Source organism: Pedococcus sp. P3_C7 (assembly GCF_056402615.1).
On the sequence record NZ_JBFUHC010000007.1, the window covers coordinates 118,448 to 144,026 of the forward strand.

Annotated in this window: 21 protein-coding genes; 9 read left to right on the top strand and 12 right to left on the bottom strand. The window is 70.5% G+C overall.

Annotated features, from left to right (window positions below; translation table 11 throughout):
* The first annotated feature begins 20 nt into the window (after positions 1-20).
* The 6 genes from AC1DS4_RS11185 (at position 21) to AC1DS4_RS11210 (ending at position 7,172) form a co-directional block, all read left to right on the top strand.
* Positions 21-383 carry a DUF1304 domain-containing protein gene (locus AC1DS4_RS11185; RefSeq protein WP_477624519.1) on the top strand — a complete coding sequence of 121 codons (363 nt, stop codon included), beginning with the start codon at positions 21-23 and terminating at the stop codon, positions 381-383.
* Between the two features lie 120 nt (positions 384-503).
* Positions 504-1,211 (top strand): PadR family transcriptional regulator, encoded by a 708-nt coding sequence (locus tag AC1DS4_RS11190; RefSeq protein WP_477632826.1) that lies wholly within the window; start codon positions 504-506, stop codon positions 1,209-1,211.
* On the top strand, positions 1,208-1,957 hold the full coding sequence (locus AC1DS4_RS11195) for an ABC transporter ATP-binding protein (protein ID WP_477632827.1): 750 nt from the start codon (positions 1,208-1,210) through the stop codon (positions 1,955-1,957). The genes AC1DS4_RS11190 and AC1DS4_RS11195 overlap by 4 nt, the downstream gene beginning before the upstream one ends.
* Positions 1,958-2,467: 510 nt before the next feature.
* The gene (locus AC1DS4_RS11200; protein ID WP_477632828.1) at positions 2,468-4,831 is read left to right on the top strand and encodes an FtsX-like permease family protein; all 2,364 of its coding nucleotides are present in this window, start codon (positions 2,468-2,470) and stop codon (positions 4,829-4,831) included.
* Between the two features lie 63 nt (positions 4,832-4,894).
* Positions 4,895-5,488, top strand: coding sequence for a bacterial proteasome activator family protein (locus tag AC1DS4_RS11205; protein ID WP_477624522.1), 594 nt, complete (start codon positions 4,895-4,897; stop codon positions 5,486-5,488).
* Between the two features lie 28 nt (positions 5,489-5,516).
* Positions 5,517-7,172: a DUF885 domain-containing protein gene (locus tag AC1DS4_RS11210; RefSeq protein ID WP_477632829.1), complete on the top strand. Its 1,656-nt coding sequence runs from the start codon at positions 5,517-5,519 to the stop codon at positions 7,170-7,172.
* Between the two features lie 10 nt (positions 7,173-7,182).
* Here the strand turns inward: AC1DS4_RS11210 and AC1DS4_RS11215 are convergent, their stop codons facing one another.
* From AC1DS4_RS11215 to AC1DS4_RS11225, 3 genes are all read right to left on the bottom strand, one after another.
* Positions 7,183-8,628 carry an LVIVD repeat-containing protein gene (locus tag AC1DS4_RS11215; RefSeq protein ID WP_477632830.1) on the bottom strand — a complete coding sequence of 482 codons (1,446 nt, stop codon included), beginning with the start codon at positions 8,626-8,628 and terminating at the stop codon, positions 7,183-7,185.
* A 111-nt stretch (positions 8,629-8,739) separates the two neighbouring features.
* Positions 8,740-10,395 carry an FAD-binding dehydrogenase gene (locus tag AC1DS4_RS11220; protein ID WP_477632831.1) on the bottom strand — a complete coding sequence of 552 codons (1,656 nt, stop codon included), beginning with the start codon at positions 10,393-10,395 and terminating at the stop codon, positions 8,740-8,742.
* 53 nt (positions 10,396-10,448) lie between these two features.
* The gene (locus AC1DS4_RS11225; protein ID WP_477632832.1) at positions 10,449-11,150 is read right to left on the bottom strand and encodes an HAD-IA family hydrolase; all 702 of its coding nucleotides are present in this window, start codon (positions 11,148-11,150) and stop codon (positions 10,449-10,451) included.
* A 101-nt stretch (positions 11,151-11,251) separates the two neighbouring features.
* Here AC1DS4_RS11225 and AC1DS4_RS11230 point away from each other — a divergent pair, with 101 nt between their 5' ends.
* Positions 11,252-12,919, top strand: coding sequence for a metallophosphoesterase family protein (locus AC1DS4_RS11230; protein WP_477632833.1), 1,668 nt, complete (start codon positions 11,252-11,254; stop codon positions 12,917-12,919).
* Between the two features lie 83 nt (positions 12,920-13,002).
* On the opposite strand, the gene AC1DS4_RS11235 is transcribed toward AC1DS4_RS11230, so the two are convergent.
* The 3 genes from AC1DS4_RS11235 to AC1DS4_RS11245 are packed head-to-tail and all read right to left on the bottom strand — an operon-like array spanning position 13,003 to position 15,470.
* Positions 13,003-13,905: a sucrase ferredoxin gene (locus AC1DS4_RS11235; RefSeq protein ID WP_477632834.1), complete on the bottom strand. Its 903-nt coding sequence runs from the start codon at positions 13,903-13,905 to the stop codon at positions 13,003-13,005.
* Complete coding sequence (locus AC1DS4_RS11240; RefSeq protein WP_477632835.1) at positions 13,902-15,143, bottom strand: cupin domain-containing protein; 1,242 nt, start codon at positions 15,141-15,143, stop codon at positions 13,902-13,904. The genes AC1DS4_RS11235 and AC1DS4_RS11240 overlap by 4 nt, the downstream gene beginning before the upstream one ends.
* Positions 15,144-15,170: 27 nt before the next feature.
* Positions 15,171-15,470, bottom strand: coding sequence for a hypothetical protein (locus AC1DS4_RS11245; protein WP_477632836.1), 300 nt, complete (start codon positions 15,468-15,470; stop codon positions 15,171-15,173).
* 221 nt (positions 15,471-15,691) lie between these two features.
* On the opposite strand from AC1DS4_RS11245, the gene AC1DS4_RS11250 reads away from it, so the two are divergent.
* On the top strand, positions 15,692-16,039 hold the full coding sequence (locus AC1DS4_RS11250) for a glyoxalase superfamily protein (RefSeq protein WP_477614144.1): 348 nt from the start codon (positions 15,692-15,694) through the stop codon (positions 16,037-16,039).
* A 142-nt stretch (positions 16,040-16,181) separates the two neighbouring features.
* The gene (locus tag AC1DS4_RS11255) at positions 16,182-17,234 is read left to right on the top strand and encodes an SGNH/GDSL hydrolase family protein (protein WP_477632837.1); all 1,053 of its coding nucleotides are present in this window, start codon (positions 16,182-16,184) and stop codon (positions 17,232-17,234) included.
* A gap of 78 nt (positions 17,235-17,312) precedes the next feature.
* Here AC1DS4_RS11255 and AC1DS4_RS11260 read toward each other — a convergent pair whose 3' ends face one another.
* The 6 genes from AC1DS4_RS11260 to AC1DS4_RS11285 all read right to left on the bottom strand — a co-directional run bounded on the left by AC1DS4_RS11260 (position 17,313) and on the right by AC1DS4_RS11285 (position 25,509).
* Positions 17,313-18,611, bottom strand: coding sequence for a sugar ABC transporter permease (locus AC1DS4_RS11260; RefSeq protein ID WP_477646037.1), 1,299 nt, complete (start codon positions 18,609-18,611; stop codon positions 17,313-17,315).
* The gene (locus tag AC1DS4_RS11265) at positions 18,608-19,480 is read right to left on the bottom strand and encodes an ATP-binding cassette domain-containing protein (protein ID WP_477632838.1); all 873 of its coding nucleotides are present in this window, start codon (positions 19,478-19,480) and stop codon (positions 18,608-18,610) included. Before AC1DS4_RS11265 ends, AC1DS4_RS11260 begins: the two co-directional genes overlap by 4 nt.
* A 143-nt stretch (positions 19,481-19,623) precedes the next feature.
* A complete protein-coding gene (locus AC1DS4_RS11270) occupies positions 19,624-20,715 on the bottom strand; it encodes an ABC transporter substrate-binding protein (protein WP_477632839.1) in 1,092 nt (363 codons plus the stop codon).
* 119 nt (positions 20,716-20,834) lie between these two features.
* Positions 20,835-22,031 (bottom strand): ROK family transcriptional regulator, encoded by a 1,197-nt coding sequence (locus tag AC1DS4_RS11275; protein ID WP_477624535.1) that lies wholly within the window; start codon positions 22,029-22,031, stop codon positions 20,835-20,837.
* A gap of 25 nt (positions 22,032-22,056) precedes the next feature.
* A complete protein-coding gene (locus AC1DS4_RS11280; protein WP_477624536.1) occupies positions 22,057-23,907 on the bottom strand; it encodes a glycoside hydrolase family 3 protein in 1,851 nt (616 codons plus the stop codon).
* 9 nt (positions 23,908-23,916) lie between these two features.
* Complete coding sequence (locus AC1DS4_RS11285) at positions 23,917-25,509, bottom strand: glucoamylase family protein (RefSeq protein WP_477646038.1); 1,593 nt, start codon at positions 25,507-25,509, stop codon at positions 23,917-23,919.
* Positions 25,510-25,579 lie beyond the last annotated feature (70 nt).

Here is a 25,579-nt window from a genome sequence, read left to right on the forward strand (position 1 = left end):
GCGTCTGCCACCCTGAGGCCATGAACGCAGTCGCCACGGTGCTGGTCGCCCTCGTCGCCCTGATCCACGTCTACATCGTCGTGCTCGAAATGGCGCTCTGGACGACTCCTCGGGGCCGGGCCGCCTTCGGCCTGACGCCGGAGTTCGCCGAGCAGACCAAGGTCCTCGCCGGGAACCAGGGGCTCTACAACGGCTTCCTGGCTGCTGGGCTGGTCTGGGGCATCGTCGGCCCCGACCACCTGCGCTTCGCGTTCCAGGTCTTCTTCCTGCTGTGCGTGATCGTCGCCGGCGCCTACGGCGCGGCCACGGCCAGTCGCAGGATCCTGTTCGTCCAGGCGGTCCCCGGCGCCCTCGCCCTGGCCGCCGTCCTGCTGGCCCACTGACGCAAGCCCCCGCGGCGGGCTCAGGATGCTTGACGATCCCCCTACATACTCGGTATACATCTCCCCTACAGGCGTGATACTGGGTAGGTAGGGGACACCAGAACGGGGACGGTGGGGCGGATGTCGGTCAAACAAGGGCTCCTGGCCCTGCTGGCGACCGAGCCGATGTATGGCGCGCAGCTGCGTGCCGAGTTCGAGGCGAGGACCGGGGGGACCTGGCCGCTCAACGTCGGGCAGGTCTACACGACGCTGGCGCGGCTCGAGCGCGACGGGCTCGTCGAGGCGATCGGGGAGGACGCCGAGGGGCGGATCTCCTACCGCCTCACCCGCACCGGGCGGGCCGAGGTGGCCAGGTGGTGGACGTCCCCCGTGAGCCGGGAGACCACCCCCCGCGACGAGCTGGTCATCAAGCTGGCCCTGGCCGTCACGGTCGACGGCGTCGACGTCAACCGGGTGGTGCAGACCCAGCGGACCGCCACCCTGCGCCACCTCCAGGACCTGACCCGCCTGAAGCAGCGGGCCACCACACACCACGAGTCGGCGGCGGACGGCGACGGCCAGGTCGACCTCGCCTGGCTCCTCGTCCTGGAGAACCTCATCTACGCCGGCGAGGCCGAGGTCCGCTGGCTCGACCACGTCGAGGCCCGGCTGGTGCGCGAGGCGACCCGCCCGCGGACGCCCGCGCGCGGCATACCCGGAGCAGTGGAGGAGGGGCGTCACCACGGCACCGACACCACAGCCACCAGCACGGACAGCAGCACCGGTAGCAGCACCACGGACACCGCCGGTCACACCATCAGCTCAGCACTCAGGGGGGAACAACGATGAGAAGCGCACCCAGCTCGCCACCGAGCACCGACGTGATCCTGCGCCTGGACAACGTCACCCGCGTCCACGGCACCGACAGCACGGCGGTCCGCGCCCTGGCCGGCGTCAGCCTCGACGTCCGCGCCGGAGAGCTCGTCGCCGTCATGGGCCCGAGCGGCTCCGGCAAGTCCACGCTGCTCAACCTCGCGGGCGGACTCGACGCGGCCACGAGCGGACAGGTGATCATCGAGGGCCAGAGCATCGGGAGCCTCAAGGCCGACGCCCTCGCACGGCTGCGGCGCCGACGGGTCGGGTTCGTCTTCCAGGACTTCAACCTGATCCCGTCCCTCACCGCGGTCGAGAACGTCGCCCTCCCCCTCGAGCTCGACGGCCAGCGCGTCGGCAGGGCGCGCCGCAGGGCTGTCGACGCGCTGACGATGGTGGGGGTGCAGGAGCTCGCGGACCGTTATCCGGACAAGATGTCCGGCGGCCAGCAGCAGCGGGTGGCGATCGCCCGGGCACTGGTCGGTGACCGTCGCCTGGTGCTCGCCGACGAACCCACCGGCGCCCTCGACTCGCACACCGGCGAGGGCGTGCTGCGCGTCCTGCGCGAACGCTGCGACGCCGGTGCGGCCGGACTCCTCGTCACCCACGAGGCGCGGCACGCGGCGTGGGCCGACCGGGTCGTGTTCCTGCGTGACGGCGTGGTCGTCGACAGCACCGGATCGCCAGAGACGGCCGAGACGCTCCTCGAGCCCACCGCCTGAGGCCGGCCATGACGACACTCCTGGAGCAGGAGGCACCCGTGGGTATGCCGGGTGGTTCCGGCCGTGCCGACGGTTCGGGCTCGCGCGCCGCCCGGTGGCGTGCCTCGTGGCGGATCGCCCTGCGCATGGCCAGGCGCGACCTGCGTCGCCACAAGGGTCGGTCGATCCTCGTCTTCCTCATGGTCGCCATCCCCGTGGGGTTGCTGGCCGGCGGCGCGACCCTGGGCGCCACGGAGCAGGCCGACGGAGCCGATCTAGTGACGGCGCGGATGGGTACGGGCCAGGCGCTCGTCCAAGGCCCCCAGATCGGGAAGATCCAGCAGGCCCCCGACCCGAACCGCGGTGGCAGCGCATGGGGCGGCGACAACCCGGCCACCACGATCCCCGGTTTCGTGGCGAGCGGGTCGTCGACCGACAACGCGGCCGCGATCGGTCGGCTCGCGGGTGGCGCGACTGCCGTCGCCGTGGGGGAGACGCAGATGCGACTCGTCGTCGGAGACCGCCGGGTGCGTGTCACCGGGGCTGGTCGCCGACCCGCGGGTGGCGGACCTCGGCGACAAGGCGCGGCTCGCCTCCGGTTCGTGGGGGGCCGATCCGGACGAGATCGTCATCACCCCCGCCGGCGAGCGCAAGGGACTGCCGCGCTCCGGCACGGTGACGCTGTCAGCCGGCGGAACCGAACGATCGGTGAAGGTCGTCGGCACCGCCACGGCCCTGCTCGAGTGGGGCGGTATGCCCGACTTCGTGGTGCCCTCGATGCCGGACGGTGCCGCCGCCGACGCGAGTGGAATGGGGGCAGCAGGGTCCTGGGTGCTGGTGGGCGGTGGACCGGTGAGCTGGGAGGAGGTCCAGCGGCTCAACGCCTACGGCCTGACCGTGTACAGCCGTGCGGTGCTCGAGAACCCCCCGCCGGAGAGCTCGTTGCCCGTCGAGCTGCGCTCCCAGAACGACTTCACCCAGGACACCAGTCGGATGATCGCCGTGATCGGCGGGGTGATGCTCTTCATCCTCACCACGCTCCTCGTCGGCCCGGCCTTCGCGGTGAGCGCCGCCCGACAGCGGCGGACCCTCGCCCTGGCGGCGACCAACGGCGCTGAGACACGACAGCTGCGCCGCACCGTGCTCGCGCAGGCACTGGTCCTCGGTGTGATCTCGGCACTGGGCGGCGTCCTCCTGGGGATTGCCGCAGTGACCGTCGGCCTGTGGTGGTGGGTCCGAGCGCACCCCGAGAGCTCGTTCGCAGCGATCCGCCTCGACCTCCCCTGGGCAGCGTTCGCGATCCTCGTGCCGTGCGCCGTCCTCAGCGCGATCATCGCGGCGCTGCTGCCTTCGATGCGCCTGGGTCGCCTCGACATCATCGGCGTGATGCGCGGCCAGAGCGTGTCGCCGAGGCTCAACAAGGTGGTTCCCGTCGTCGGCCTGGTTCTCGCCGTCATCGGGGGCGCGGTCGTCCTGTCCGCGGCGCAGCTCCGGGGCGGTGGCGACTTCCGTGTGGCCATCGGCGCCGTCGGCCTGGTGCTCGGCACCCTGCTCCTTGTCCCCGCGATCCTGGTCGCCTTCGGCAGGCTCGCCGCACGGCTCCCGGTGGCACCACGGATCGCGATTCGCGACGCCGCGCGACACCGCAGCCGCTCCACCCCGACCGTCGCGGCGATCCTGGCCGGTGTCGTCGCGCTGACCGCCTTCAGCATCGGGCTGGCCAGCGACACCAAGCAGCAGATGGCGACCTACCAGCCACAGGCGTTGCGCGGTGAAGGAGTCGTCTACACCGCTGACCCGGAGATGCGGTTGTCCGCCGCGGCCGCACTCAAGCAGTTCCCCGCCCTGGTCCAGACGCCCTTCGTGGTGGCGCGCCCCAAGGAGGACCCGATGATGAACGCGGGCACCGCGGCACCGGGCAAGCCCGTCGAGTTCGTGTCCGTGGTGCCCGAGGGGTGCACGGCGACGTTCACCCTCCCGAGCAGCACGGGCGAGCACCAGAACTGCGTCCGCCTCGGTAGCCAGGCCTACGACCGGGGACAGATCGGCGCGCTTCCGGCCTCCGAGATCGCCCGGCGGTTCCGGCTCACCGAGACGCAGCGCACGGCAGTGCAGAAGGGTGCGATGGTCGTGGCCCTGAAGGACCTGGGGGCCAAGCCGGCGCTGACCGTGGTCTCCGGCACCTTCGTGCTCGACAACCAGACGTATGCCGCGACCCAGGTCACCGAGCGCACGACCACCTCGGTCCCGGTCGTGGGCGTGCCCGCCGACCGACTCACGGACGGCTCGATGCCGGGTCAGTCGGGCGCCATCGTCTCCACCGAGACCGCGACCAGGCTGGGATGGCCGCTGCAGCAGGAGTCGGTCCTGCTGCGCGACGCCGAGGGCGCCATCAGCTCCGATACCCAGAAGGCCCTGGACGAGCTCGTCGGCGACGGCGGCGGCGTCTATGTGGAGCGGGGTTTCCAGCGCTACGACCAGACGGTCATGCGGATCATGATGGGCGTCGCCGCGCTCCTGCTGCTCATCGTGACCCTCATCTCCACGGCGCTGTCGATGGCCGAGCAGCAGGCCGACTCCGGCACCCTCGCGGCGGTCGGCGCCACCCGTCGCACCCGGCGCGCCTTCGCCGCCTCCCAGGCCATGGTGGTCGGGTTCATCGGCGCCATCCTCGGCATCGCCGTCGGCCTGGTCCCCGGCATCGCGATCACCTATCCCCTCACCACGCAGTACAACTCGGACCCGGCCACCGGCGTGGAGCAGTGGAGCGGACCCTTCCTGTCGATCCCCTGGACACCGCTGCTGCTCGTCGTGCTCGGGGTGCCGCTGCTCGCAGGACTGCTCTCCGCCTTGGCGATCAGACGAGCTCCCGCCATGACGCGCCGGGCCGACTAGCGTGCCGCCCTCCCGCGACCACACCCCTGATGGCCGTGGACGGGGTGGGGCAGGATGGGTGGCATGAGCCAGACGCCAGACCAGCACGAGACCGACCCGACCGGCAACGGCGACCAGCAGCGCGTCGTGGTGGTGACCCAGGACGGCATGGGCGTCGCCCCGCACCGTGACGGTGAGGACGGACCCACGAACCCCGCCGACCTCGTGGAGCAGCCGGCCAAGGTCATGCGCATCGGCTCGATGATCAAGCAGCTGCTCGAAGAGGTGCGCAACGCCCCGCTCGACGAGGCCGGCAGGGCCCGGCTGGCGGAGATCCACCGCCGTTCGATCAAGGAGCTCGAGGACGGCCTGGCTCCCGAGCTGATCGACGAGCTCGAGCGGATCGCCTTGCCCTTCAACGAGAACGAACCACCGACGGACGCCGAGCTCCGCATCGCCCAGGCCCAGCTCGTGGGCTGGCTCGAGGGCCTGTTCCACGGCATCCAGACGGCGCTGTTCGCCCAGCAGATGGCGGCCCAGCAACAGCTCCAGCAGATGCGGCGTGCCCTTCCGCCCGGTCACGCGCCCGAGGGCGGACCCGGCGCCGAGGGCATGGCCGGCGCACACGGCATACCTCCACACCCCGGTGAGAGCGGCCCGACGGGCCAGTACCTCTGACAGGCAACCACCCGCTACGTTCTGGGTCATGACGGACTCGGTGCAGCAGCTGGCGGACGACTTCCACGACTACCGCATGCGGACCTCGCCCACCTGGGCGCACATGCTGGGTGACTACCGGTTCGCCGACCGGTACGAGGACGGGTCGCGGGCTGCTGAGGACGCCGAGGTCGCGTCCCTGCGCGAGTTCGCCGCGCGCGCCGAAGCCATCCCCGACGAGGGCCTCGACGGCCCGGACCGGGTGACCCGCGATGTCGTTGCCTTCGACGCGACGACCTCGGCCGACGTGGGCGAGTCGCACCTGGCCGAGTTCGGCGTCGACCCGGTCTTCGGGGTCCAGGTCGCCCTCGGTGTCACCATCGCCGGGTTGTCGCTGCCGACCGCGGACGTCGCCGACGCCATGGTGTCCAAGTACCGCGGGATCGGCCAGAACATCAAGGACTTCGCCGAGCGGCACCGCGAGGGCGTTGCCTCGGGACGCACGCCCGCAGCCTTCGCCGTGGAACGCTCGATCGAGCAGGTCGAGCAGTGGCTGGCCACTCCGCTCGACGAGGACGTGCTCCTCACGTCCACGACCGAACCGCCTGCCGGCCATGACGTCGAGGCCTGGCGCGGCCGCCTCGCCGACGTCATCGCCGCCGACGTCCGTCCCGCCCTCGAGGCCTTCCGTGACGTGCTGCGCGACGAGGTCACGCCGGTGATGCGACCCGACGAGCAGTGCGGCCTGTCCTGGCTCCCGGACGGGGACCAGACCTATGCCCACCTGCTGGCCCGCGACACGACGACCTCCCTCACGGCACAGCAGATCCACGAGATCGGGCTGCAGCAGATCGCCTCGCTCGAGGACGAGTACCGCTCTCTCGCACCGGAGGTGGTCGGCACCGACGACCTCCCGTCGATCTACCGGGCCCTTCGGGACGACCCCGCGCTGCGGCACTCCAGCTCGACCGAGATCGTCGCCGCCTGCGAGACGGCGTTCGCCAAGGCGCGCGGGGTCATGCCCGAGTGGTTCGACCGGTTGCCGGTCGCGGACTGCGTGGTGAAGTCCACCGACGTGGGTGCCGCGGCCTACTACTTCCCACCCGCGGACGACGGCAGCCGCGGCGGGACGTTCTACATCAACACGGCCGACCCGGCGCACTGGGGACGGTTCGAGCTGGAGGCGCTGTCGTACCACGAGGGCATCCCCGGCCACCACCTCCAGCTGGCCATCGCCGGCGAGCTCACCGAGGTGCCGAAGTACCGCAAGTTCACGATCTTCAACGCCTACGCCGAGGGCTGGGGGCTCTACACCGAACGTCTCGCCGACGAGATGGGCCTCTACACCAGTCCCCTCGAGCGGCTCGGCATGCTCACCATGGACTCCATGCGCGCCTGCCGGCTCGTCGTCGACACCGGCCTGCACGCGATGGGGTGGAGCCGCCAGCAGGCCGTCGACTACATGGTCGCCAACTGCCCGCTCAGCGTCGGTGGGGTCAAGGCCGAGATCGACAGGTATGCCGTGATGCCGGGTCAGGCGTGCGGCTACATGATCGGGCGGCTCGAGGTCCTGCGGATCCGTCGGGAAGCACAGGAGCGACAAGGGGACCGGTTCGACATCAAGGCCTTCCACAACGCGGTGCTCGACGGCGGCAGCGTCCCGCTGGCCGTGCTCGACACCGTCGTGCGCGACCGCCTCCCCTGACGGCCTGGCCCTAGGGCAGGAGGCCGCTGGGAATGGCCGACGGTGCCACCGACGTGGTCCGCGCACCCGGCAGGTCGGCGATGTAGACATCGAGTCCCCGGACCAGGTCCACCGAGTACACGACGTTGGTCTTGCGGTCGGTTCGGACGTCGTGCTTGGTGTAGTCCGGCACCCAGTAGGAGTCCCACACCTCCGAGGCGCCCCAGACGGCGTGGCCATAGGGCTTGATGTCGTGGGGGTCCCGGACGTCGACCAGCTGGGTCCCGCCGCCGTAGAAGCCCACGGTGACGACTCCCGACGGGTGGAAGTCGAACCAGTGTGCCGAGCAGAACGCGCCGACGGGCAGCGGGAACGAACCCAGGTCGGACAGCTCGACCTTGTCGAGCGGGACGATCGCGTCCGGGGTGCCGTCGAGCCGCTTCACCCACCAGGTCTGGAACGAGCCGGACTTGGTGCAGTCGACCTGCTCGTAGTCCTCCTCGGTGACCAGGAGGATGTTGCCGTTGGCCAGGCTGGGTGCTGCGTCAGCGACGAAGGCCTCGGCGTTGGGCCGGAACGAGTTGTGGTGGATGAAGTCGTTGTACCCGTTCTTGGTGGTGCCGTCCGCCTCGAGCCCGCGGCCGGCGAGTCCCGTGGTCGTGACCACGCGGGGGTGGAGCGGGTCGCGCACGTCGAAGATCGACGAGCCGTTGTAGCCGGTGTGCGTCGCGTATCCGGCCCTGTCGAAGTTCCACTTGTGCCCACCGCTCGGCGAGGCGAAGGGCTGAACCCCGACCGTCGCCGGGTCCGCGTCGACCTCGTGAGGTGCGTCGAGGTTGTCGAGGTCGATCATCGAGAAGTTCGTGCGACCACCTGCGGAGTAGGCGTAGCGGCAGTCGCGGTCGTCGACGCAGGCCACCGTGTGCGTGCTCGTCGTGGCCGTCGCGCTCGAGCGCAGTCTGGGCTTGGTCGCGTCAGTGACATCGACGACGATGAGCTCCTTGCCACCAGCCGCCGCGGCGGTGTGCTGGATGTCTGCGGACACGTCGTAGGTGTCCACACCGATGAGCGCAAAGCGTTCGGTACCGGCAGCGGTCTTGCGTTCGCCGCAGTTGATCGCCTCGTTCTCGAAGACCAGGTTGGGCAGCGTGCCGACCAGCTTGGGCGCGACCGGGTCACTGACGTCGAAGACGCTGAGCGAGTCCAACGAGGACATGACGAACAGCGGTGCCGTCTTGAGGAAGCAGCCGGAGATGCCGGCCGTTTCCGGGAAGTTCGCCTCCAGGCGCAGGTTGGGGCTGTTCACCAAGGGCACGCTCGTGCCACCCGAGTAGGCCTGACGCGCTGCTGCCGCTCGCCCTGCGTCCTTGCCGTGGTCTCCGTGAGCGGAGGCGAAACCTGCCGTCGACGGGACCAGGATGGCGGCGCCCGCGATACCGGTCAGGACGGCGCGAACGGATGGGCTGATGCGGTGCATGTGATCCTCCAGAGGTGCGGCTCTTGGTCGGACAACGAGGCTCAGCCTGGACAAGTCACGAAAAGCGGCGGCGGCCCGGTGGGCCGCGCTCGCTGAACCGGCGACCCGCGGTCAGCTGACGGCGGCGGCGGCGGCCCTGCCTGCGGTGCGCCCGGAGAAGATGCAGCCGCCGAGGAAGGTGCCTTCGAGCGCGCGGTACCCGTGCACCCCACCGCCGCCGAACCCGGCAACCTCGCCCGCGGCATACAGGCCGGGCACCGGCTCACCCGACGCGGACAGGACGCGCGAAGAGAGGTCGGTCTCGAGGCCGCCGAGGGTCTTGCGGGTGAGGATGTTGAGGCGCACCGCGATGAGCGGGCCGGCCTTGGGGTCGAGGATGCGGTGTGGTGACGCCGTGCGGATCAGCTTGTCACCACGGTAGTTCCGCGCCCCACGCACGGCGGTCACCTGGGCGTCCTTGCAGAAGTCGTTGTCGATCTGCCGGTCACGGTCGACGATCTGGCGTTCGAGGTGGGCCAGGTCGAGGGGGGCGTCGGGGGTGAGCGCGTTCATCTTGGCGACGAGCTCGCCGAGGGTGTCGGCCGAGACGAAGTCGGCGCCCTTGTCGAGGAACGCGCGCACCGGTCCGGGCATGTCGGCCCGGGCACGCCCGAGCACGTCCTTGACCGACTTGCCGGTGAGGTCGGGGTTCTGCTCCGAACCGGAGAGCGCGAACTCCTTGCCGATGATCTTCTTCGTGAGGATGAACCAGCTGTGGTCGTGCCCGGTCCGGCGCAGGTGCGACAACGTGCCGAGCGTGTCGAAGCCGGGAAAGAGCGGGGCCGGCAGCCGATCGCCGTTCCCGTCGAACCACAGGGAGCTCGGCCCGGGCAGGATGCGGATGGCGTGGGACGGCCAGATGGGGTCCCAGTTCTCGATGCCCTCGACGTAGTGCCACATCCGGTCACGGTTGACCAGGCGCCCACCCGCGGCCTCGGTGATGGCCAGCATCCGGCCGTCGACGTGCGCCGGGACCCCCGTGAGCATGTGCTCGGGCGCGCAGCCCAGCCGTTCGGGCCAGTTGGCGCGGACCAGGTCGTGGTTGGCGCCGATGCCGCCGCTGGTGACCACGACCGCCTGCGCCGTGAGGTCGAACTCGCCGATGGCGTCCCGGTTGGTGGGCCGGCCCCGTGAGGCATCGTCGGCAGCCAGGAGCGTGCCCCGGACCCCGGTGACGGTGCCGTCGGAGGTGATCAGCTCGTCGACCTGGTGCCGGTGCCGCAGCTCGACGCGGCCCGCTGCGACGTGCTCGGCGACGCGCCTCAGGAACGGCGCCAGCACCCCGGGCCCGGTCCCCCAGACGATGTGGAACCGCGGCACCGAGTTGCCGTGCCCCGACGCGGACCCGTCGCCGCGCTCGGCCCAGCCGACGACGGGGAAGAACCGCATGCCCTGCTCGTGCAGCCAGGACCGCTTCTCCCCGGCCGCGAAGTCGACGTAGGCGCGGGCCCACTGGGCGCCCCACTTGTCCTCGTCGTCGAGCCGGTCGAAACCCGCCGAGCCCTGCCAGTCCTGCCAGGCCAGGTCGACGGTGTCCTTGATGCCCATCCGTCGCTGCTCGGGGCTGTCCACGAGGAACAGCCCACCGAACGACCAGTGCGCCTGCCCGCCGAGGTTCGCCGCACTCTCCTGGTCGACGACCAGGACCCGGCGCCCGGCATCGGCGATCTCGGCAGCAGCGACGAGTCCGGACAGTCCGGCTCCGACCACGATGACGTCAGCGTCCATGACCGCACCCTATGGCGCAGGCGGTCACCGCGGGTTCGGTCACAAGGGATCGGTCACACGGGGTCGGTCACCCGGGGGCGGTCCGTGAGGCGAACGCGACCGGACTCGACGACGAACCGCACGTCGCCCAGGTCGTCGACCACCGCGTCCGCGACGAGCTCGGCGCGAGCCGTCGTGGTCGTGACGGCGAGCGTCGCACACCCAGCCGCCCGGGCTGCTTCGAGCCCGCCGGGCGCGTCCTCCACCACGAGGCAGTCGGCCGGGTCGACCCCCAGCCGTGCGGCTGCGAGCAGGAAGGGGTCGGGGTGCGGCTTGCCCCGGGCCACGTCGCTCGCGGTCACGACGACAGCTGGTGCCGGAACCCCTGTCGCGGCGATCCTCGCGGTGGCCAGCGGGGTCGTGCACGAGGTGGCGATCGCCGCCAGGTCGCGGCCGTCGGCCCCCGCGGCGCGCAGGGTGGTGAGCGCGTCGAGCGCGCCGGGAAGGATCGCGATGCCCTCGGTGTCCGCGATCTCGATCGCCTCGATCCGGTCGAAGGCGGCGTCGACGCGCTCCACCGGCAGCAACGCCGTGATGATGCCCCGCGCCGGCACACCGTGGAAGCCGTTCAGCCGGCCGGGGTCGACACCCTCCTCCTGCGCCCAGCGCAGCCAGGACCGGACCACCACGGGAATCGAGTCGATCAGCGTCCCGTCCATGTCGAACAACACCGCCGCGAAGGTGCGGCCCTCGAGCGTTCCCAGGCTGCGCGGCATACCCCAAGCCTAGGAGGCCCCGAGGGTGCGGCATGGAGGAGGCGGGAGGAGGCGGGGCTGGTGACCGTGGGGCCACCGGCGCCGCCCGTTACGGTGGAGAGGTGAGCACGCCCCCCGAGAGCCCACGTCGGTGGCGGCGTGTGTCCCGGTGGCTGCTGCGGCTCGGCGCCCTGATCGTCCTCTTCGTCGCCTGCAACAGCGGCGGCGTGGCCGCGACGACGCTCTTCCCGAGCAGCGCCGACACCCTCAACTACGGCGCCGACCTGCGGCTGTCGCTGAACCCCGGCGACGTCTCCGCCATCCAGAGCCCGACCATCTTCGGCGACATCCGGATGGACTTCGCGGGACTGGTGCCGGCACCCGGCGTGGTCGCCCAGGTGCACGTCAAGGAACGCATCACCGATCTCCTCGCGCGTCCCAACATCTCGGTCCAGTCCCTCCAGCCCGGTCCCCTCGAGCTCGAGCGCGCCGCCCGCGGTGGCGCGATCGCCCTGGGCTGGCGGTTCGCCGCCGGTGCCCTCGTCGTGGCCCTCCTCGGCCTCGGCGGGTATGCCGCGTGGCGGCGACGCGCGCCGCGGGTGCGGTGGAGCGCGGTGGTCGCCTCCGTGTGGGTCTCCTCCTGCGTCGCGACGTTCGGGGTGATCGGGGTGACCTACCAGCCCGAACGGCTCGACAGCTTCACCACCACAGGGATCCTCGGGACGGTCCAGCGCAACGCCGACCTGCTGGAGGGAGTCGAGACCAGGGCCGAGCAGGTCACGCCCTACCTCAAGAACCTGCTCGCGCTCTCGGCCGCGCTCCAGGACAAGTACTCACCGCAGGTGCTCGGCCAGCCGGTCGCCGCGCGGATCCTGCTCGTGTCGGACATCCACGGCGCCAACCAGTACGCCCTCATGAAGACCATCGTCGAGCAGGAGCGGATCGACGCGGTCATCGACTCCGGTGACCTGGTGAACTTCGGCAGCGCCACGGAGGCGGATGCGGCCGACCTCTTCAAGGGAATCGCCTCCCTGGGGGTGCCGTACCTCTTCGTCAAGGGCAACCACGACGGACGGTCCGACGTCGACCGTGAGGTGCTGGACCGGCTCGCCTCCATCCGGAACGTCGTGCTGCTCGAGCCCGACGCTCAGACCTACACGGTCGAGAGCATCCACGGCCTGCGGATCGCCGGGTTCAACGACCCTCGGTGGTTCGGCGACGACAACACCAACAACGCCGCCAAGCAGAGGCCGGCGGCAGCGCGGTTCAACGCCGCCATGGCGGACCTCGCCGCCCCGGACATCGTCGTCTCCCACGAGCCGTCGGCGGCCAAGGACGTTGCCCGGGCAGGCATCCGGGTCAACGGCCACCTGCACGCCACGCAGCTCGAGGGGTCACGGATCGGAGTCGGCACCTTCACCGGCGGTGGACCGTTCAGCCACTTCATCGCGAGCGAGGACACAGGTGCTGCCGGCAACGGCGACAAGGGCGACGCCGGCGAGCTCACCGGCCAGCCGTCCGCGTTCGACATCGCGACGTTCGGCACCGACTGCCGACTGGCCTCACTCACGCGCTACCAGTTCCGCAACGTCATCGAAGGACGCCCCGCCTACGACGACGTGACCCTGATCAACGGGTCGAGGATCGAGGACCGTGCACCCGAAGCTGGACCGCCGGCCGGCGAGGGCGAGGGCGCCGGCGCCGGGACGCCCGGAGCCGCGAAGCCGACCCGGACCTGCGGTCCCACCGTGGAGCAGACCAGGGAACGCGTGACCGCAACGCCACGCTGAAACCCGTCTCTCCGGGACGGGGCGGGCCCTCCTGGCCCCTCCTTGCCAGCCTGGCCCTCCTGCCCCCTCCGGGTCGGCCGGTCCTAGCCGGCGGGGCCGGCGACCACGGCAGTCCACGTGTAGGCCGTGGCGTCGGCCTCGGCCCGGCAGGTGAGCCGGGCGGCGGCCTGGCTGGTGCGGCGGACGGTCACCGCCGACCGCGCCGGCACGGCTCCTCGGCCCAGCACCTCGACGCGCCACACCTCGCCGTCCGTGACCACCTCGCCGGGCAGCACGTCACCGGCCGCCGCCGGACCGTGGGCGCGCAGAACCGCAGCGAGGGCGGCCTGCACGGGGGGTCGGTGGGCCGAGAACCCGCGCAGGTGCTCGACGTCCACAGACCCTGAGAGGTGGCCCTGCAACACGTCGACGGCGCTGGCCGCGTCGAGGCCGCCATAGACGGTGCCGTCGGGGACGACCAGCAGGTTGGCGGCGAACCGGTCGCCGCCTATGTGGGTGCACTCCCAGGTCTGTTGCGGCCAGCGGACCGCGAGCGCCTGAGCGACCGGACGCCCCCTGACCGCACAGCAGAGGTCGTGCCTGCCATGCGTGCAGACCAGGAAGAGCGGGTCGGGCGGGTGGCCGCCGACCCTGCCGGCGGGTCCGTGCAGCAGGGCCGAGCCGGCGGCGAGCAGGTCCTCCGACCGCCCCCAGGTGCCCCACTGCTGTCGGCCGTCGAGGTCGAGAACGGTCCAGCGGCGCTGCTCCGGAGGTCGCGGGACGACGGGCCGGCCGGGTCGGCGGATCAGCACGACCCTGCCACCGACGTCCAGGGCGGTCCGATGCAGGCGATCCGCGACCGCGGCGTCGATGCCAGGGCTGTCGAGCGCTGCTGGTGCCCATCCGCCGGGGTGCTCGACGAGGAGCCACCGCACGGCCGGAGCCGCGGTGCCCACCAGCGGGTCGCCCCGACGCCGGGCAGACGTCGAGCACCGGGGAGTCGTCATCCGGGGACGACGACGCCGGAGCGCATCAGGGTCCGGGCGAGGTCCAGCCCGAGCTCCCCCACAGTCGCGGAGCCAGAGGCCAGGAGCTGCTCCACGGCAGCCAGGTCGGCTCGCTCGACGGGAAGCGCTCCGGTTCGGCTGCGCAGGACCGTACGGCCTCCGGCGGCCGGCACGAGGGCGGCCGTCACGTGGGCGCGCAGCTCGACCCGCGACGACTCGGTGAGGGCACGGGCCGCCTCGGCCTGGGCCAACGGCGCCAACGGTGCCGGGCGCTGGGCGGCGCGGGCCGCACCGGCCAGGCCGTTGCGGAGGTCGGCGGCGTCGACCTCCGCAAGCGCCTCGATCAGGGCGGCACGGACGGCTTCGACGTCGTCGGTGGCAGCACCGGCCGCGACCAGGTCCGTGCCCACCGGCAGGGCCGACCTCAGCTCGAGGGACTGGCTGGCGCGGGTCACGGCGGCGCGAACGAGCTCGTCCGCCACGTGGCGTCGGGTCCACGAATGGACGCCGATGGTGAGGTGGATGCTCGTACCCCCCAGGGCCGTGGCCGAGTGGAGGTATCCCCTGGGAAGGTAGAGGCAGTCACCCGGGGCGAAGGTCTCCTCGATGAGGGGGCGGTCGTGGGCAGCCTCCTCGACGGCAGCTCGCCGGTCCGTCCACGGCTCGTCGCGCAGCGGCAGCTCGTGCACGGGTGGGCGGATCCGCCACCTCTTCTCGCCCGCAACCTGCAGGACGAACACGTCGTGCACGTCGTAGTGGTCACTGAAGCCGGTGTTCTCGGGTGGGGTGACGTAGGCGTTCACCTGCACCGGGTGACCGAGCTCGGCCGCGAGGGCCTGGGAGAAGTCGATGATCGGGCGCCAGGTCCGGTGCAGCCCCTGAAGGACCAACGTCGCACCCTCGGAGAAGTGGTGCAGGACCGCGTCGTCGCTGGCCTGGTCACCGATGGCGGCGCCGATCCCTCCGCCGCGGGTGAAGCTGCGGTCCTCGAGCGTGGTCCCCTCACGCGCCATGCGCAGGAACGGTGTTCGTAGCCCACGACCGGAGACGAGCTCGTCGACGGCATCGGCGGAGAAGAGGTCGTCGAAGGACCTCGGCAGGTCGGCCGCTCGGCTGAGCAGGGGTTCGCGCGACCAGTAGCGCTGCGCGAACTCGGCCGGAGCGACGGCCAGCAGTCGTGACAGCACCGGGTGCCCACCGCTGGTGGCGGGCACCCGGTGCGGCGACGTGGTCGTCACCGAGTCACCGACGGAAGGTCGGGATCGCTACGCCTGGGCGTCTGCACCGCCGTCGGCGCCACCGTCGTGCCCGTCGGGGTTCGCGCCGCCATCCGCGGGACCTTCCCCGGCTCCGCCGTCCGCGCCGCCGTCGGCTCCACCGTCCGCGCCACCGTCGTGGCCACCGGCGTCCGCGCCACCATCGGCCGGGCCCTCGCCCGCGCCGCCGTCGGCTCCACCGTCCGCGCCACCGTCGTCGGCGCTGCCCGGCATACCGGCCGCACCACCTTCAGACGGTCCGATGCCGGCCTCGTCGTCGCTTGCTTCGTTCAGGGGGGTTTCGGTCATGGCTGGTTCTCCCTGTCGTCGAGCGACGCCGTGTCACGCCGCTTCCCCATTCCTATGCCACGCAGCCCTGAGCCGCCACTCAGAACCTGGCGTTTGCGCAGGTCAGGGGCCGATCACGCACACCTTTCGCCATACCGGAGAACCGGGCGGTCGGGGGCAGTCCCTGCGAAGATGATCTCGGCGGCCACCCACCAGCACCGCGCCCGTCCGAGGAGGTCCCGTTGACCGAGAGCATCAGCCCGATCCTGCGGGTGGCCGACGCGTTCGCGGCCCTGCCGTGGTACGAGCGGCTCGGGTTCGAGCAGGTGAGCGCGCACCGGTTCGGGCCCGGTATGCCGGTCTACCTGATCGTCCGTCGTGGCGATGTCCACGTCCACCTGTCCGAGCACCTCGGCGACGCCAGGCCGGGCGGGTTGGCCTACCTGTGGGTCGACGACGTCGACGCCGTGGCGGCCGAGTTCGGCACGGTCGTCGAGGACAACCCGTGGGCGCGCGACACCGAGCTGGTCGACCCCGACGGCAACCGGATCCGCGTGGGCACGTCGACTGGCTCGGTGGCCGACGGGTAGCTCCCCACGAAGGTGAGCGCGAACCCCCTGCGGCAGGTATGAAGTTGACAAGGGTTCGTCCCGACTTCGCGCTGGGCGCTCACCACGGTCCTGGCAGCCCTACTGTGCATTCACCGATCCACTGGACCGCAGGGAGCTGTCAATGGCGATGACCCGCGCATTCGGCGTGATCGCGGCACTGGGTGCCGCGGCAGCCCTCACTGTCTCGGCAGCACCGGCGCAGGCTGCGAACTCCTATGTGGCACTGGGCGACTCGTACTCATCCGGGACCGGGACCCGGACGTACATCAACGACGGCACCTCGTGCCAGCGCTCGGTCTACGCCTACCCGTCGCTCATCTCGGCAAGCAAGGGGCTGACCCTGAACTTCCGGGCCTGCTCTGGTGCCAAGGTCGCCGACGTCACCAACACCCAGCTGAGCGCACTGTCTGCCGCCACCACGCAGGTCTCCATCTCGGTCGGTGGCAACGACGCGGGGTTCGCGGACGTCCTCACCGAGTGTGCCAAGCCGGGCTGGATGAGCGACTGCAACGGGGCGATCGACGCCGCGCAGTCCATCATCAACAGCACCCTTCCCGCGAGGCTCTCGACCCTCTATGCCTCGATCAGGGCCAAGGCGCCGAACGCCAAGGTGGTCGTGGTCGGCTACCCCCGGATCTTCCAGGGTGAGGACTGCAACGCCTTCACCTGGTTCTCCCCCGCCGAGGAGTCCCGGCTCAACCAGACCGCCGACCTGCTCAACAGCAAGACGTCGACCCAGGCGAGCGCCAAGGGTTTCAGCTTCGCCAATCCCACCAGCCGCTTCGTGGGCCACGCCGTGTGCGACGACGTCGAATGGCTCAACGGGCTGTCGAACCCGGTCGGTGAGAGCTACCACCCCAACGTCGCCGGTCACCGCGACGGCTACGCCCCGCTCGTGAGCACCCCCCTGACGGGGAGCGCGTTCATGGTCACCGCTGTCAGCCTGCGCAAGGCCGAGCTGTCGGCCGACCGCCTCGCCAGCCAACAGCGTCGCTACGCAGGCGTCGACGCCTCGATCACGCCTGAGCAGTTCCGCGCGCCCGACCTGACGACGGCTGCCGCCAGGGCGGCGGCCAAGCGCGCCGGTGTAGATCTCCACTCGCGCGCCAGCATCGATGCCGCCGACCGGGCCTGGTCCCAGCGCCAGGCCGCAGACCACCTCGCCACCCCCTGATCACACCTTTATCGGGTTGAGGGACTAAGGGCGGCTTCACCCGGAAACCGTTTCCGGGTGAAGCCGCCCTTTATCGGGTCACCCGATAAAGGTGGGACGGGCGCGAGGAGGGGTATGCCGGGTGGTAACCACCCGGCATGAGTCGACGATGACGGCGAGCAGCAGGACGCCGCCGGTGATCATGTAGCGCTCGGGCGAGCCGAGGTTGACCAGGCTCAGGCCGTTCGAGATCGACTGGATCACGAGGATGCCGAGCAGGGCGGAGTAGGCCGAGCCACGCCCGCCGAACAGCGACGTACCACCGATGACAGCGGCCGCGATCGCGTTCAGGTTGACGTCGCCGCCGCCGCTGCTCTGGTTGGCGGCCGCCAGGCGACCGGCTGCGAGGAGGCCACCGAGGGCCGCGAGGGTCGAGCAGAACACGAAGACGGTGACGTAGATGCGCTTGACGTTGATGCCCGCGCGACGGGCGGCCTCGACGTTGCCGCCGATCGCCAGCACCGATCGACCCCACGACGTGCGCCGGATGACGAAGTCGAAGATGACCACGAGCGCGAGGAAGAGCACGAACATGTAGGACACGCCACGGTCCCGGTTGAGCACGTAGACCGGGATGCCCAGGAGCAGCAGGAGCGCCACGGAACGCAGCGCCACCGTGACGACCGGTGTCGTGGACAGACCCGCGGCAGCGCGACGCTGGTTGGAACGCAGGCGCAGGGCCGCGTAGATGAGCACCGCAGCGACGACGATCAGGTAGGCCACCGCATCGGGAAGGAACTTCAGGGCGGAGAACTTCACGATCGCGGAGTCGAAGGGGATGTTGATCGACCCCTCCTTCCCGAGGACCTTGAGCTGCAGGCCCAGGAAGCCGAGGAGTCCAGCCAGGGTGATGACGAAGCTGGGCACGCCGAACCGCGTGTAGAGCACGCCGTAGACCCCGCCGATGACCGCACCCGCAACGAGGGAGGCGATGATCGCGAGGGGCAGCGACCACCCGTGGCCGACGAAGCCAACGGCCAGGATGGCGGCCGACAACCCGCTGATCGAGCCGACCGACAGGTCGATCTCGCCCAGCAGGAGCACCAGCACGATCCCGAGCGCGATGATCCCCGTGGGAACGCTCTGCTGGGTGAGGTTCACGAGGTTGCGGCTGGACAGGAAGGCGTCGTTGCGCAGGGCGAAGACGCCCCAGATGACGATGAGGCCGACGACGACGGGCAGCGACCCGAGGTCACCACTGCGCAGCCGCGACAGGAACGCGCGCAGGAAGCCGCCGATGCCCTGCGACGCGATCAGCCGCTCGTCCTGCAGGTCGGCGGGCAGCGCGGCCGTGGCGTCCAGGGCCTGCGCCTCGGGGGTGGGCGTGGGGGTGCTCATGACTGCTCCTCCGAGGTGGCAGCGGGACCGGTGGCCGCTGGGCCTGTGGTCTCTGCGCCAGTCGTGTCTGCGGGTTCGGGAGTGACCGCGCGGCGGGCGGCCCGCTGGGAGACGGCGTTCGTCGTCGCACCCGTGATCGCGGCGATGATCTCCTGGCTGGTGGTCTGGCTGACGTTGAACGTGCCGTTGTTGCGACCGAGGCGCAGCACGCTCACGCGGTCGGCGACGGCCATCACGTCGGACATGTTGTGGCTGATCAGGATGACCCCGAGTCCGTTCTCCCGCAGGCGTTCCACGAGGTTCAGCACCTCGGCGGTCTGGGCGACGCCGAGAGCCGCGGTCGGCTCGTCGAGCATGACCACCTTGGGCGCCCCGAGCAGCGACCGGGCGATGGCCACGGTCTGGCGCTGGCCACCGGAGAGGCTGGCGACCGGGATGCGCACCGAGGGGATCTTGGCACTGAGCTGGCGCAGCAGCCGCCAGGACTCCTGCTCCATCGTCACCTCGTCGAGGGCACGGCCGCGATAGAGCTCCCGGCCGAGGAAGAGGTTGGCGACGACGTCCAGGTTGTCGCAGAGCGCCAGGTCCTGGAAGACCGTCGCGATGCCGAGGTGTTGGGCCTCCGCCGGGCTGGCGACGCTGGCGGCCTTGCCGTCGAACGTCATCTGGCCCTCGTCGGGGGCGTAGACGCCGGCGATCGTCTTGACGAGCGTCGACTTCCCCGCGCCGTTGTCGCCCACCAGGGCCACGACCTCGCCCGAGTTCACGTCGAAGTCGATGTCCTTGAGTGCCTGGACGGCGCCGAAGTGCTTGGAGATGCCGGTGAGCGCCAGGACGGCTGTCGTCGGCGGTGCGAGGGTCGCGGTCATGTCAGTCCTTCGTGTGGTTCGGTGGAGCCGGAGCGAGTGCGAATGCCGTTGCGTCGGAACGGGTCCGTCGTGTCGGTATGCCGCGTGCACCGGCGGGTGGGAACGGCGCCGAGGCGCTGCTCCCACCCGCTGGTGCGGGTGCGTCAGCTCAAGCCTGCCTTGGCGCAGACCGCCGCGAAAGCACCGGAGCAGAGGTCCGTGATCTTGTAGACGTTGTCCTTGATGATGGTGTCCTTGACCTTGTCCTTGGTGACCGCGATCGGGTCGAGGATGGTCGAGGGGACACCGTCGGTGTCGCCGGTCGATTCGGGCTTCTGCTTGTTCGCCAGCGCGATGGCAGCCTTGGCGGCGGCCTCGGCCTCCGGCGGGACCGGCTTGTAGATGGTCATGGCCTGGTCACCGGCGAGGATCCGCTGGATCGCGGCGAGCTCGGAGTCCTGACCCGTGACGGGCGGGAGCGGGTTCACGCCACCGGCCTTGAGCGCTGCGATCGCGCCACCGCCGGTGCCGTCGTTCGCGGCATACACGCCGACGAGGTTGCCCTTGACGGCCGAGATCTGGCCCTCCATCCAGGCCTGTGCCTTGTCGGGGCTCCAGTCCGGGGTGTCGTACTCGGCCGCGATCTTGAAGCCGCTGCCGTCGAGGACGCTGTGGGCGCCCTTCTTGAAGCTGGCGGCGTTGGGGTCGGTCGGCGCGCCGTTGATCATCACGATGTCACCCGAGGTCTTGCCCCCGGCCTTGATCGTGTCGACCAGGGTCTGGGCCTGGATCTTGCCGACGGTCTCGTTGTCGAAGGAGACGTAGTAGTCCGCGCCGGCGATGAACCGGTCGTAGGCGACGACGGGAACGCCCTGGCCCTTGGCACTGGCGACCACCGCGGCAGCAGCCTTGCCGTCGACCGGGTCGAGGACGAGGACGTTGGCGCCCTGGGTCAGCGCGGCCTCGGCCTGCTGCTGCTGCTTGGCCGGGTCCTGGTCGGCGTTGCTGTAGATGATCTTGCAGTCTGCGCAGCCCTTCTTGACGGCAGCCTCGAACAGCGGGCGGTCGAAGGTCTCGTAGCGCGTGGTCTTGGACTCGGGCAGGAGGAGGGCGATGGTCTGCTTTGCACCGCCACCGGACGATGATGAGCTGGTGCCGGAGCCGGAGTCACCGCTGCCGCCACACGCGGCGAGCGACGCGAGGCCGAGGCCAGCCACTAGCGCGGCCCCGGCGAGACGAATGGAACGGGTGGGCATAGCTGAACTCCCTTGGTCAGGCGCCGACAACCACGTTGGTGCGGGCGTGCACTGAGTTAAGCGCGGCCTGACCGTTGACGTCAAGAGTTGAATTCAAGAAATGGGGTCAAGGGTTGAATTCAAGAAATGGGTACGGCGGTCGCCAAGACCCCTGCGTTGGCCGGCAGCAGAGCCGCTGCGCACACCAGGGCGCCGACCACGTCGGCATCCGTGTCGAGCTCGCTCTCGCGCACCACGACCGAGGCGGCAGCACTCGGGATGGCGCAGCGCTCGAGCGACGCACGCATCGGGCTGATGATGATCGAGCCGACCCTGGACAGCTGCCCCCCGAGCACGATGACCTCAGGGTTGAGCAGGTTGACCAGGCCCGCGACGGCGACCCCGAGGTGCCGACCGGCATCCTCGAGCACACGCTTGCAGCCCGGGTCTCCGTCCAGCGCGCGCGTGATCACGTCACGCAGGCTCAACGGACCGTGCGAGGAGGCCAACGCGTCGAGCAGCCCGCGCGCCCCGATGTAGGTCTCCAGGCATCCCCGGTTGCCACAGCGGCAGACGGGGCCGTTCTCGTCGATCGTGAGGTGCCCAATCTCCCCGGCCGTCCCGGCGGCGCCCCGGAAGAGGTCACCGTCGAGGATCAGGCCGGCTCCGACACCGTACGAGAGCTTGATGTAGACACCGTGCTGAACCCCTTGCAGCACACCGCATCTGAGTTCCCCCAGCGCCGCCAGGTTCGACGTGTTGTCAACCGTCACGGGGGCCTGGATCCGCCCCTGCATCTCGGATGCGACGGCCACACCGCGCCAGCCGGGCAGGATGCTCTCGCTCCCCACCTGACCAGAGACGGAGTCGACGGGTGCCGGGATGCCCACACCGACCGCGCGGACGTCCGCCATCGTCTTGCCGGCCTTCTCGACCAGGTCGAGCAGCAGGCGCGATGCCCGGTCCATCCCCTCGTCGGCTGCGTGGTCGGCGGGTAGCGGCATCCGCTGTCGCCCGATGATGTTCCGCGGCCCGGTGCCGAGCGCGACCCGCACGTCGCGGTCGCCGAAGGCGATGCCGGCGATGAGTACGCTGCCGGTCGCCAGCGACACCAGGACTGCCCGCCGGCCGTTCCTGATGCTCGGCTCGAGCTCGACCGCGCCGGAGGTGTCCAGCTCCTTGACCATGTTGGAGACCGTCGCCGGGCTGAGCCCGGTGAACCCGGCAATCTCCACCTGTGTCATGGCGCCCTGGTCCCGCAGCGCCTCGAGGACACGCAGCCGGTTGGCTTCACGCAGGGACGCCTGCGAGCCGGGAGCCGCCTGGGATGGATTCACGGCCTAAACATAAAGGGTGGGACGGTCAAACGGTAGGGATGACCGCCAGACCGTGCCCGAAGGCGAACAACGGGTCGTCGTACCCGGGGACGTCCTCGCCGTGCCGGCGGACCTGCTCCATGGAGCGCGGCAGGTCGAAGGGCAGGCGGCCCACCGGCGCGACCGTGCCGGTCAGCGCATCGACCAGGGCCTCGTCGCTCGTGCCGTAGCTGCCCACGAGTGCGCTGGTCAGGGGCAGCAGCGGGGTGAGGACGGCGGGTCGGTCCAGCACCACGTCGACGACCAACGGGCAGTGGGCTGCGATCCGGGCCAGGCGCGAGACCAGCCCCGGCGGGAAGTCGAGCGAGCCCTGGTGGAACCACGACTCCAGGAAGAGGTCGGACCTCGGGTCGAACGGCGCCATCAGCCGCACCAGCGCGATGTCGGCATCGTCGGGCCGGTCGACCTGCTCGCCGAGCACGGCGACGGCCTCCGGCGACACGTTCTCGGCATAGACGCGCTGGCCCCGGGACAGCGGCAGCACAGGGGCATGCCGGTCCGTACCGTTCTGGAGGATGGTCACCGACCGTGCCTGCGCGGCATACCCAGCATCGCGGAAGTCCTTGCGCCCCACCGTTTCTGCCGCGGCGTCCTCATCGACGAACGGGTCGTCGAACAGTCCGAGCCGGAACTTCACGGCCAGCAGCCGGCGCACCGACTCGTCGATGCGTGACTCGGCCACCCGACCCTCGGCGACCAGGTCGAGCAGGAGCTCGACGCACTCCTCGCCGCCGAACTGGTCCGACCCGGCCTCGATGATCAGCTCCATCCGGGCCGCCGGGTCGAGGTGCTCGACCCCCCAGGCACGCGCGGGCAGCACCTGGTCACCGACGTGGTTGTCGTTGACGAGCTCCCAGTCGGTGACGACGACTCCGTCATAGCCGAGCGTGCCGCGCAGGAGGCCGGTGACGATCTGCTTGTTGAAGCCGAAGCCGACCTCCTCGATCTTCTCGCCGTGGACCTCGAGCGCGATGGGCATCCCGTAGTAGGGCATGATCGCCGCGGTCCCGGCCGCGATGATCGGCGGGAACGGCTTGAGGTGGTCGGCGAACCGGTCGCCGGGGTAGACCTGCTCGCGTCCGTAGGGGAAGTGCGCGTCCTCGCCGTCCTTCTGCGGACCGCCGCCCGGGAAGTGCTTGCTCGTGCACGCGACGCTGCCAGGTCCGAGCGAATCCTGTTGGAAGCCCTGGAGATAGGCCACGGCCAACTCGGTCACCAGGTCAGGGTCCTGGCCGAAGGTGCCCGACTGGCGAGCCCACCGCGGCTCGGTGGCGAGGTCGAGGGTGGGGTGCAGTGCGGCGCGGATGCCGACGGCGCAGTACTCCTGGCGCGCGATGTCACCGAACTCGCGCACCAGCGCCGCGTCGCGCAGGGCCGCGAGTCCGAGCGACTCGGGCCACTGCGAGAACGCCTTGGCGGCGAAGGAGGCACCGGCGTTTTCGATGAACGCGTGCCGAGGATCCGTGGAGATCGTGACAGGTATGCCGTGCGGCGCCTTCTCGGCGATGGCCTGGAGCGCGTTGTGCCAGCGGGCGGCCATGCGGGCGTCGTCGAGGGCGTGCACGTTGAAGTGGGTGAGGTGCTTGCGCAGCACCACGTCCGAGGTGCCCGACTTGCTGATGGCACCCGCCGCCTCCTTGACCGTGCCGTCCGCGCCCGCCTCGATGACGGTCTGGAACATCAGGCCGACCTTCTCCTCGAGGGAGAGCCGGGGCAGCAGGTCCTCGACCCGCTCCTCCACGGTCAGACGTGGGTCCTCGAACGGATCCATGCGGTCGTTCCCGTTGAGGTCGCGGTACTCGACGCCCTCGGGGCTGGTCTTCCTGACCGGGTGCATGGTGACCTCTCAGTCGTGTTTGTCGTGCCTGTGGGGGTCGTCTCCGGCGCCGTGTGCCCCCGGCCTATCAGGGGATGCCAGGGGGGCCAAGACATTTCCGATCGCACCCAAGACCATGGCCTGGTCGAGGGCGAGGTAGCGGCGAGCGATCGTGCCCGACCGCACGGCGACGGCGTCGAAGAAGCCGCCCTCGCCGTAGGCCTTGAGCTCGTCCTGGATCTTCGCGAGGTTCGTGTAGGCCTGGGCGGGCTCGTGCATCATCGCGAGGAACGACGCGTGGGGGGTCACGACGCCGTCACCGAACGTCGGGTTGGGGTTCTGCGCGTCGCGACAGCCGTCGTAGGCGAGCTTGACGTCGGTGTTCTCCTGGTCGGAGAAGTAGCCGTCGGGCTTGAGGCCGAGCACGTCCACGCCGTACTCGCGGTAGCCGCCGACGGGGTTGCTCGACGGGGAGAAGCCCCAGTAGCCGTAGTCCGCCTCGATGAGCCCGTGCTCCCGCTGGGACCGCACGTGGAGCGGGTGGTTGAGACCCCAGGACCGCGGCGCCCAGCTCGACTCGGGCACGAACATGTCCGGCATGAGCTCCTCGAACATGCTGCCGCCCCAGCCGGGCACGACGTGCATGCCACGGTAGGTGTAGGCGCCCTCGAAGACCTCGACACCCAGGTAGGTGCGGGTCTGCCCGACAGGCTGCATCTCCTGCCAGTTCCAGCCGCAGTCACCGGGGAAGGTGCGCCACATCGCGAAGTACTGCGATGGGGGGATCTGCCCGGTCATGATGCCGAGGTAGCTCGTGATGCGCGTCTCGGACACCGTGGTGTCGTAGTGGTGGTTCTTCGTGTACCAGACGTCCGGGCCGACGCCGATGGTGTTGCCGAGGGCGAAGTTGTCGGTGTCGGGCGGCGTGCCGGGGTAGAAGCCGCCGTAGATGAGCCCGGGCTTCCGTGCGGCGTTGGTGTCGTAGTACATGTCCCAGCGCATCCGCCCGAAGATGCGTCGGGCCAGCGGTGCGGCGCCCTTGTCGGCTGACATGACGACCTTGAGGGCGGCACCCAGCCAGCCGTTGTCGACCGAGGAGCAGAACGGGTAGACAGTGTTCCCGTTGGTCGGCCACGTGGTGATGACGTCGCCTGATGCCTCGTCGTACCAGTTGTAGAACTGGCCGCTCGGGGTGTGGTGCTTCAGGCGCAGCACCGTGGTCAGGGTCTGGATGAGGCGCTTGGTGCACTCGGCCTTGGAGATGATGCCGAGCTCGCGCGCGACCACGGCGGACCAGAGGTAGCCACCGATGTTGGTCGGCGACGTGTAACCCGAGCGGTCCTTCGCACCGAGCGACTCCGGGATGTTGTCCGCTGGCAGTCCGGTCTTCTCGTCGGTCATCGCCACGAGGCTGTGCCACGTGTCGGCCGCCCACGTCCGGACGCGAACGGGGTCCGCGGCAAGCGAGGTGCGGGACGGGATGTATGCCGGCGCCGCGGGTGCCGCCGCGGCGCTCGCGGAGGCGCGCGTGGCCGTGAGACCTGCGGCTGCGACGGCGGTGGCTCCGACGAGCAGCTGTCGCCGTGAGGGCCTGGGCAGGATGAGGGAGGAGGTGCTGGCCATGGGTGAGGCTCCAATCAGTGGTTGGTTCCTAGTGTTGCCAGGTGCCGTCGAGTGCTGCTGGTGCAGGTGG

Excerpts from the sequence above, each read along its gene's own strand:
- AC1DS4_RS11260 (WP_477646037.1), bottom strand. The coding sequence starts at position 18,611 with ATGAGCACCCCCACGCCCACCCCCGAGGCGCAGGCCCTGGACGCCACG.
- AC1DS4_RS11255 (WP_477632837.1), top strand. The coding sequence starts at position 16,182 with ATGGCGATGACCCGCGCATTCGGCGTGATCGCGGCACTGGGTGCCGCG.
- AC1DS4_RS11190 (WP_477632826.1), top strand. The coding sequence starts at position 504 with ATGTCGGTCAAACAAGGGCTCCTGGCCCTGCTGGCGACCGAGCCGATG.
- AC1DS4_RS11205 (WP_477624522.1), top strand. The coding sequence starts at position 4,895 with ATGAGCCAGACGCCAGACCAGCACGAGACCGACCCGACCGGCAACGGC.
- AC1DS4_RS11185 (WP_477624519.1), top strand. The coding sequence starts at position 21 with ATGAACGCAGTCGCCACGGTGCTGGTCGCCCTCGTCGCCCTGATCCAC.
- AC1DS4_RS11265 (WP_477632838.1), bottom strand. The coding sequence starts at position 19,480 with ATGACCGCGACCCTCGCACCGCCGACGACAGCCGTCCTGGCGCTCACC.
- AC1DS4_RS11235 (WP_477632834.1), bottom strand. The coding sequence starts at position 13,905 with ATGACGACTCCCCGGTGCTCGACGTCTGCCCGGCGTCGGGGCGACCCG.
- AC1DS4_RS11215 (WP_477632830.1), bottom strand. The coding sequence starts at position 8,628 with ATGCACCGCATCAGCCCATCCGTTCGCGCCGTCCTGACCGGTATCGCG.
- AC1DS4_RS11270 (WP_477632839.1), bottom strand. The coding sequence starts at position 20,715 with ATGCCCACCCGTTCCATTCGTCTCGCCGGGGCCGCGCTAGTGGCTGGC.
- AC1DS4_RS11225 (WP_477632832.1), bottom strand. The coding sequence starts at position 11,150 with ATGCCGCGCAGCCTGGGAACGCTCGAGGGCCGCACCTTCGCGGCGGTG.
- AC1DS4_RS11210 (WP_477632829.1), top strand. The coding sequence starts at position 5,517 with ATGACGGACTCGGTGCAGCAGCTGGCGGACGACTTCCACGACTACCGC.
- AC1DS4_RS11195 (WP_477632827.1), top strand. The coding sequence starts at position 1,208 with ATGAGAAGCGCACCCAGCTCGCCACCGAGCACCGACGTGATCCTGCGC.
- AC1DS4_RS11285 (WP_477646038.1), bottom strand. The coding sequence starts at position 25,509 with ATGGCCAGCACCTCCTCCCTCATCCTGCCCAGGCCCTCACGGCGACAG.
- AC1DS4_RS11245 (WP_477632836.1), bottom strand. The coding sequence starts at position 15,470 with ATGACCGAAACCCCCCTGAACGAAGCAAGCGACGACGAGGCCGGCATC.
- AC1DS4_RS11220 (WP_477632831.1), bottom strand. The coding sequence starts at position 10,395 with ATGGACGCTGACGTCATCGTGGTCGGAGCCGGACTGTCCGGACTCGTC.
- AC1DS4_RS11280 (WP_477624536.1), bottom strand. The coding sequence starts at position 23,907 with ATGCACCCGGTCAGGAAGACCAGCCCCGAGGGCGTCGAGTACCGCGAC.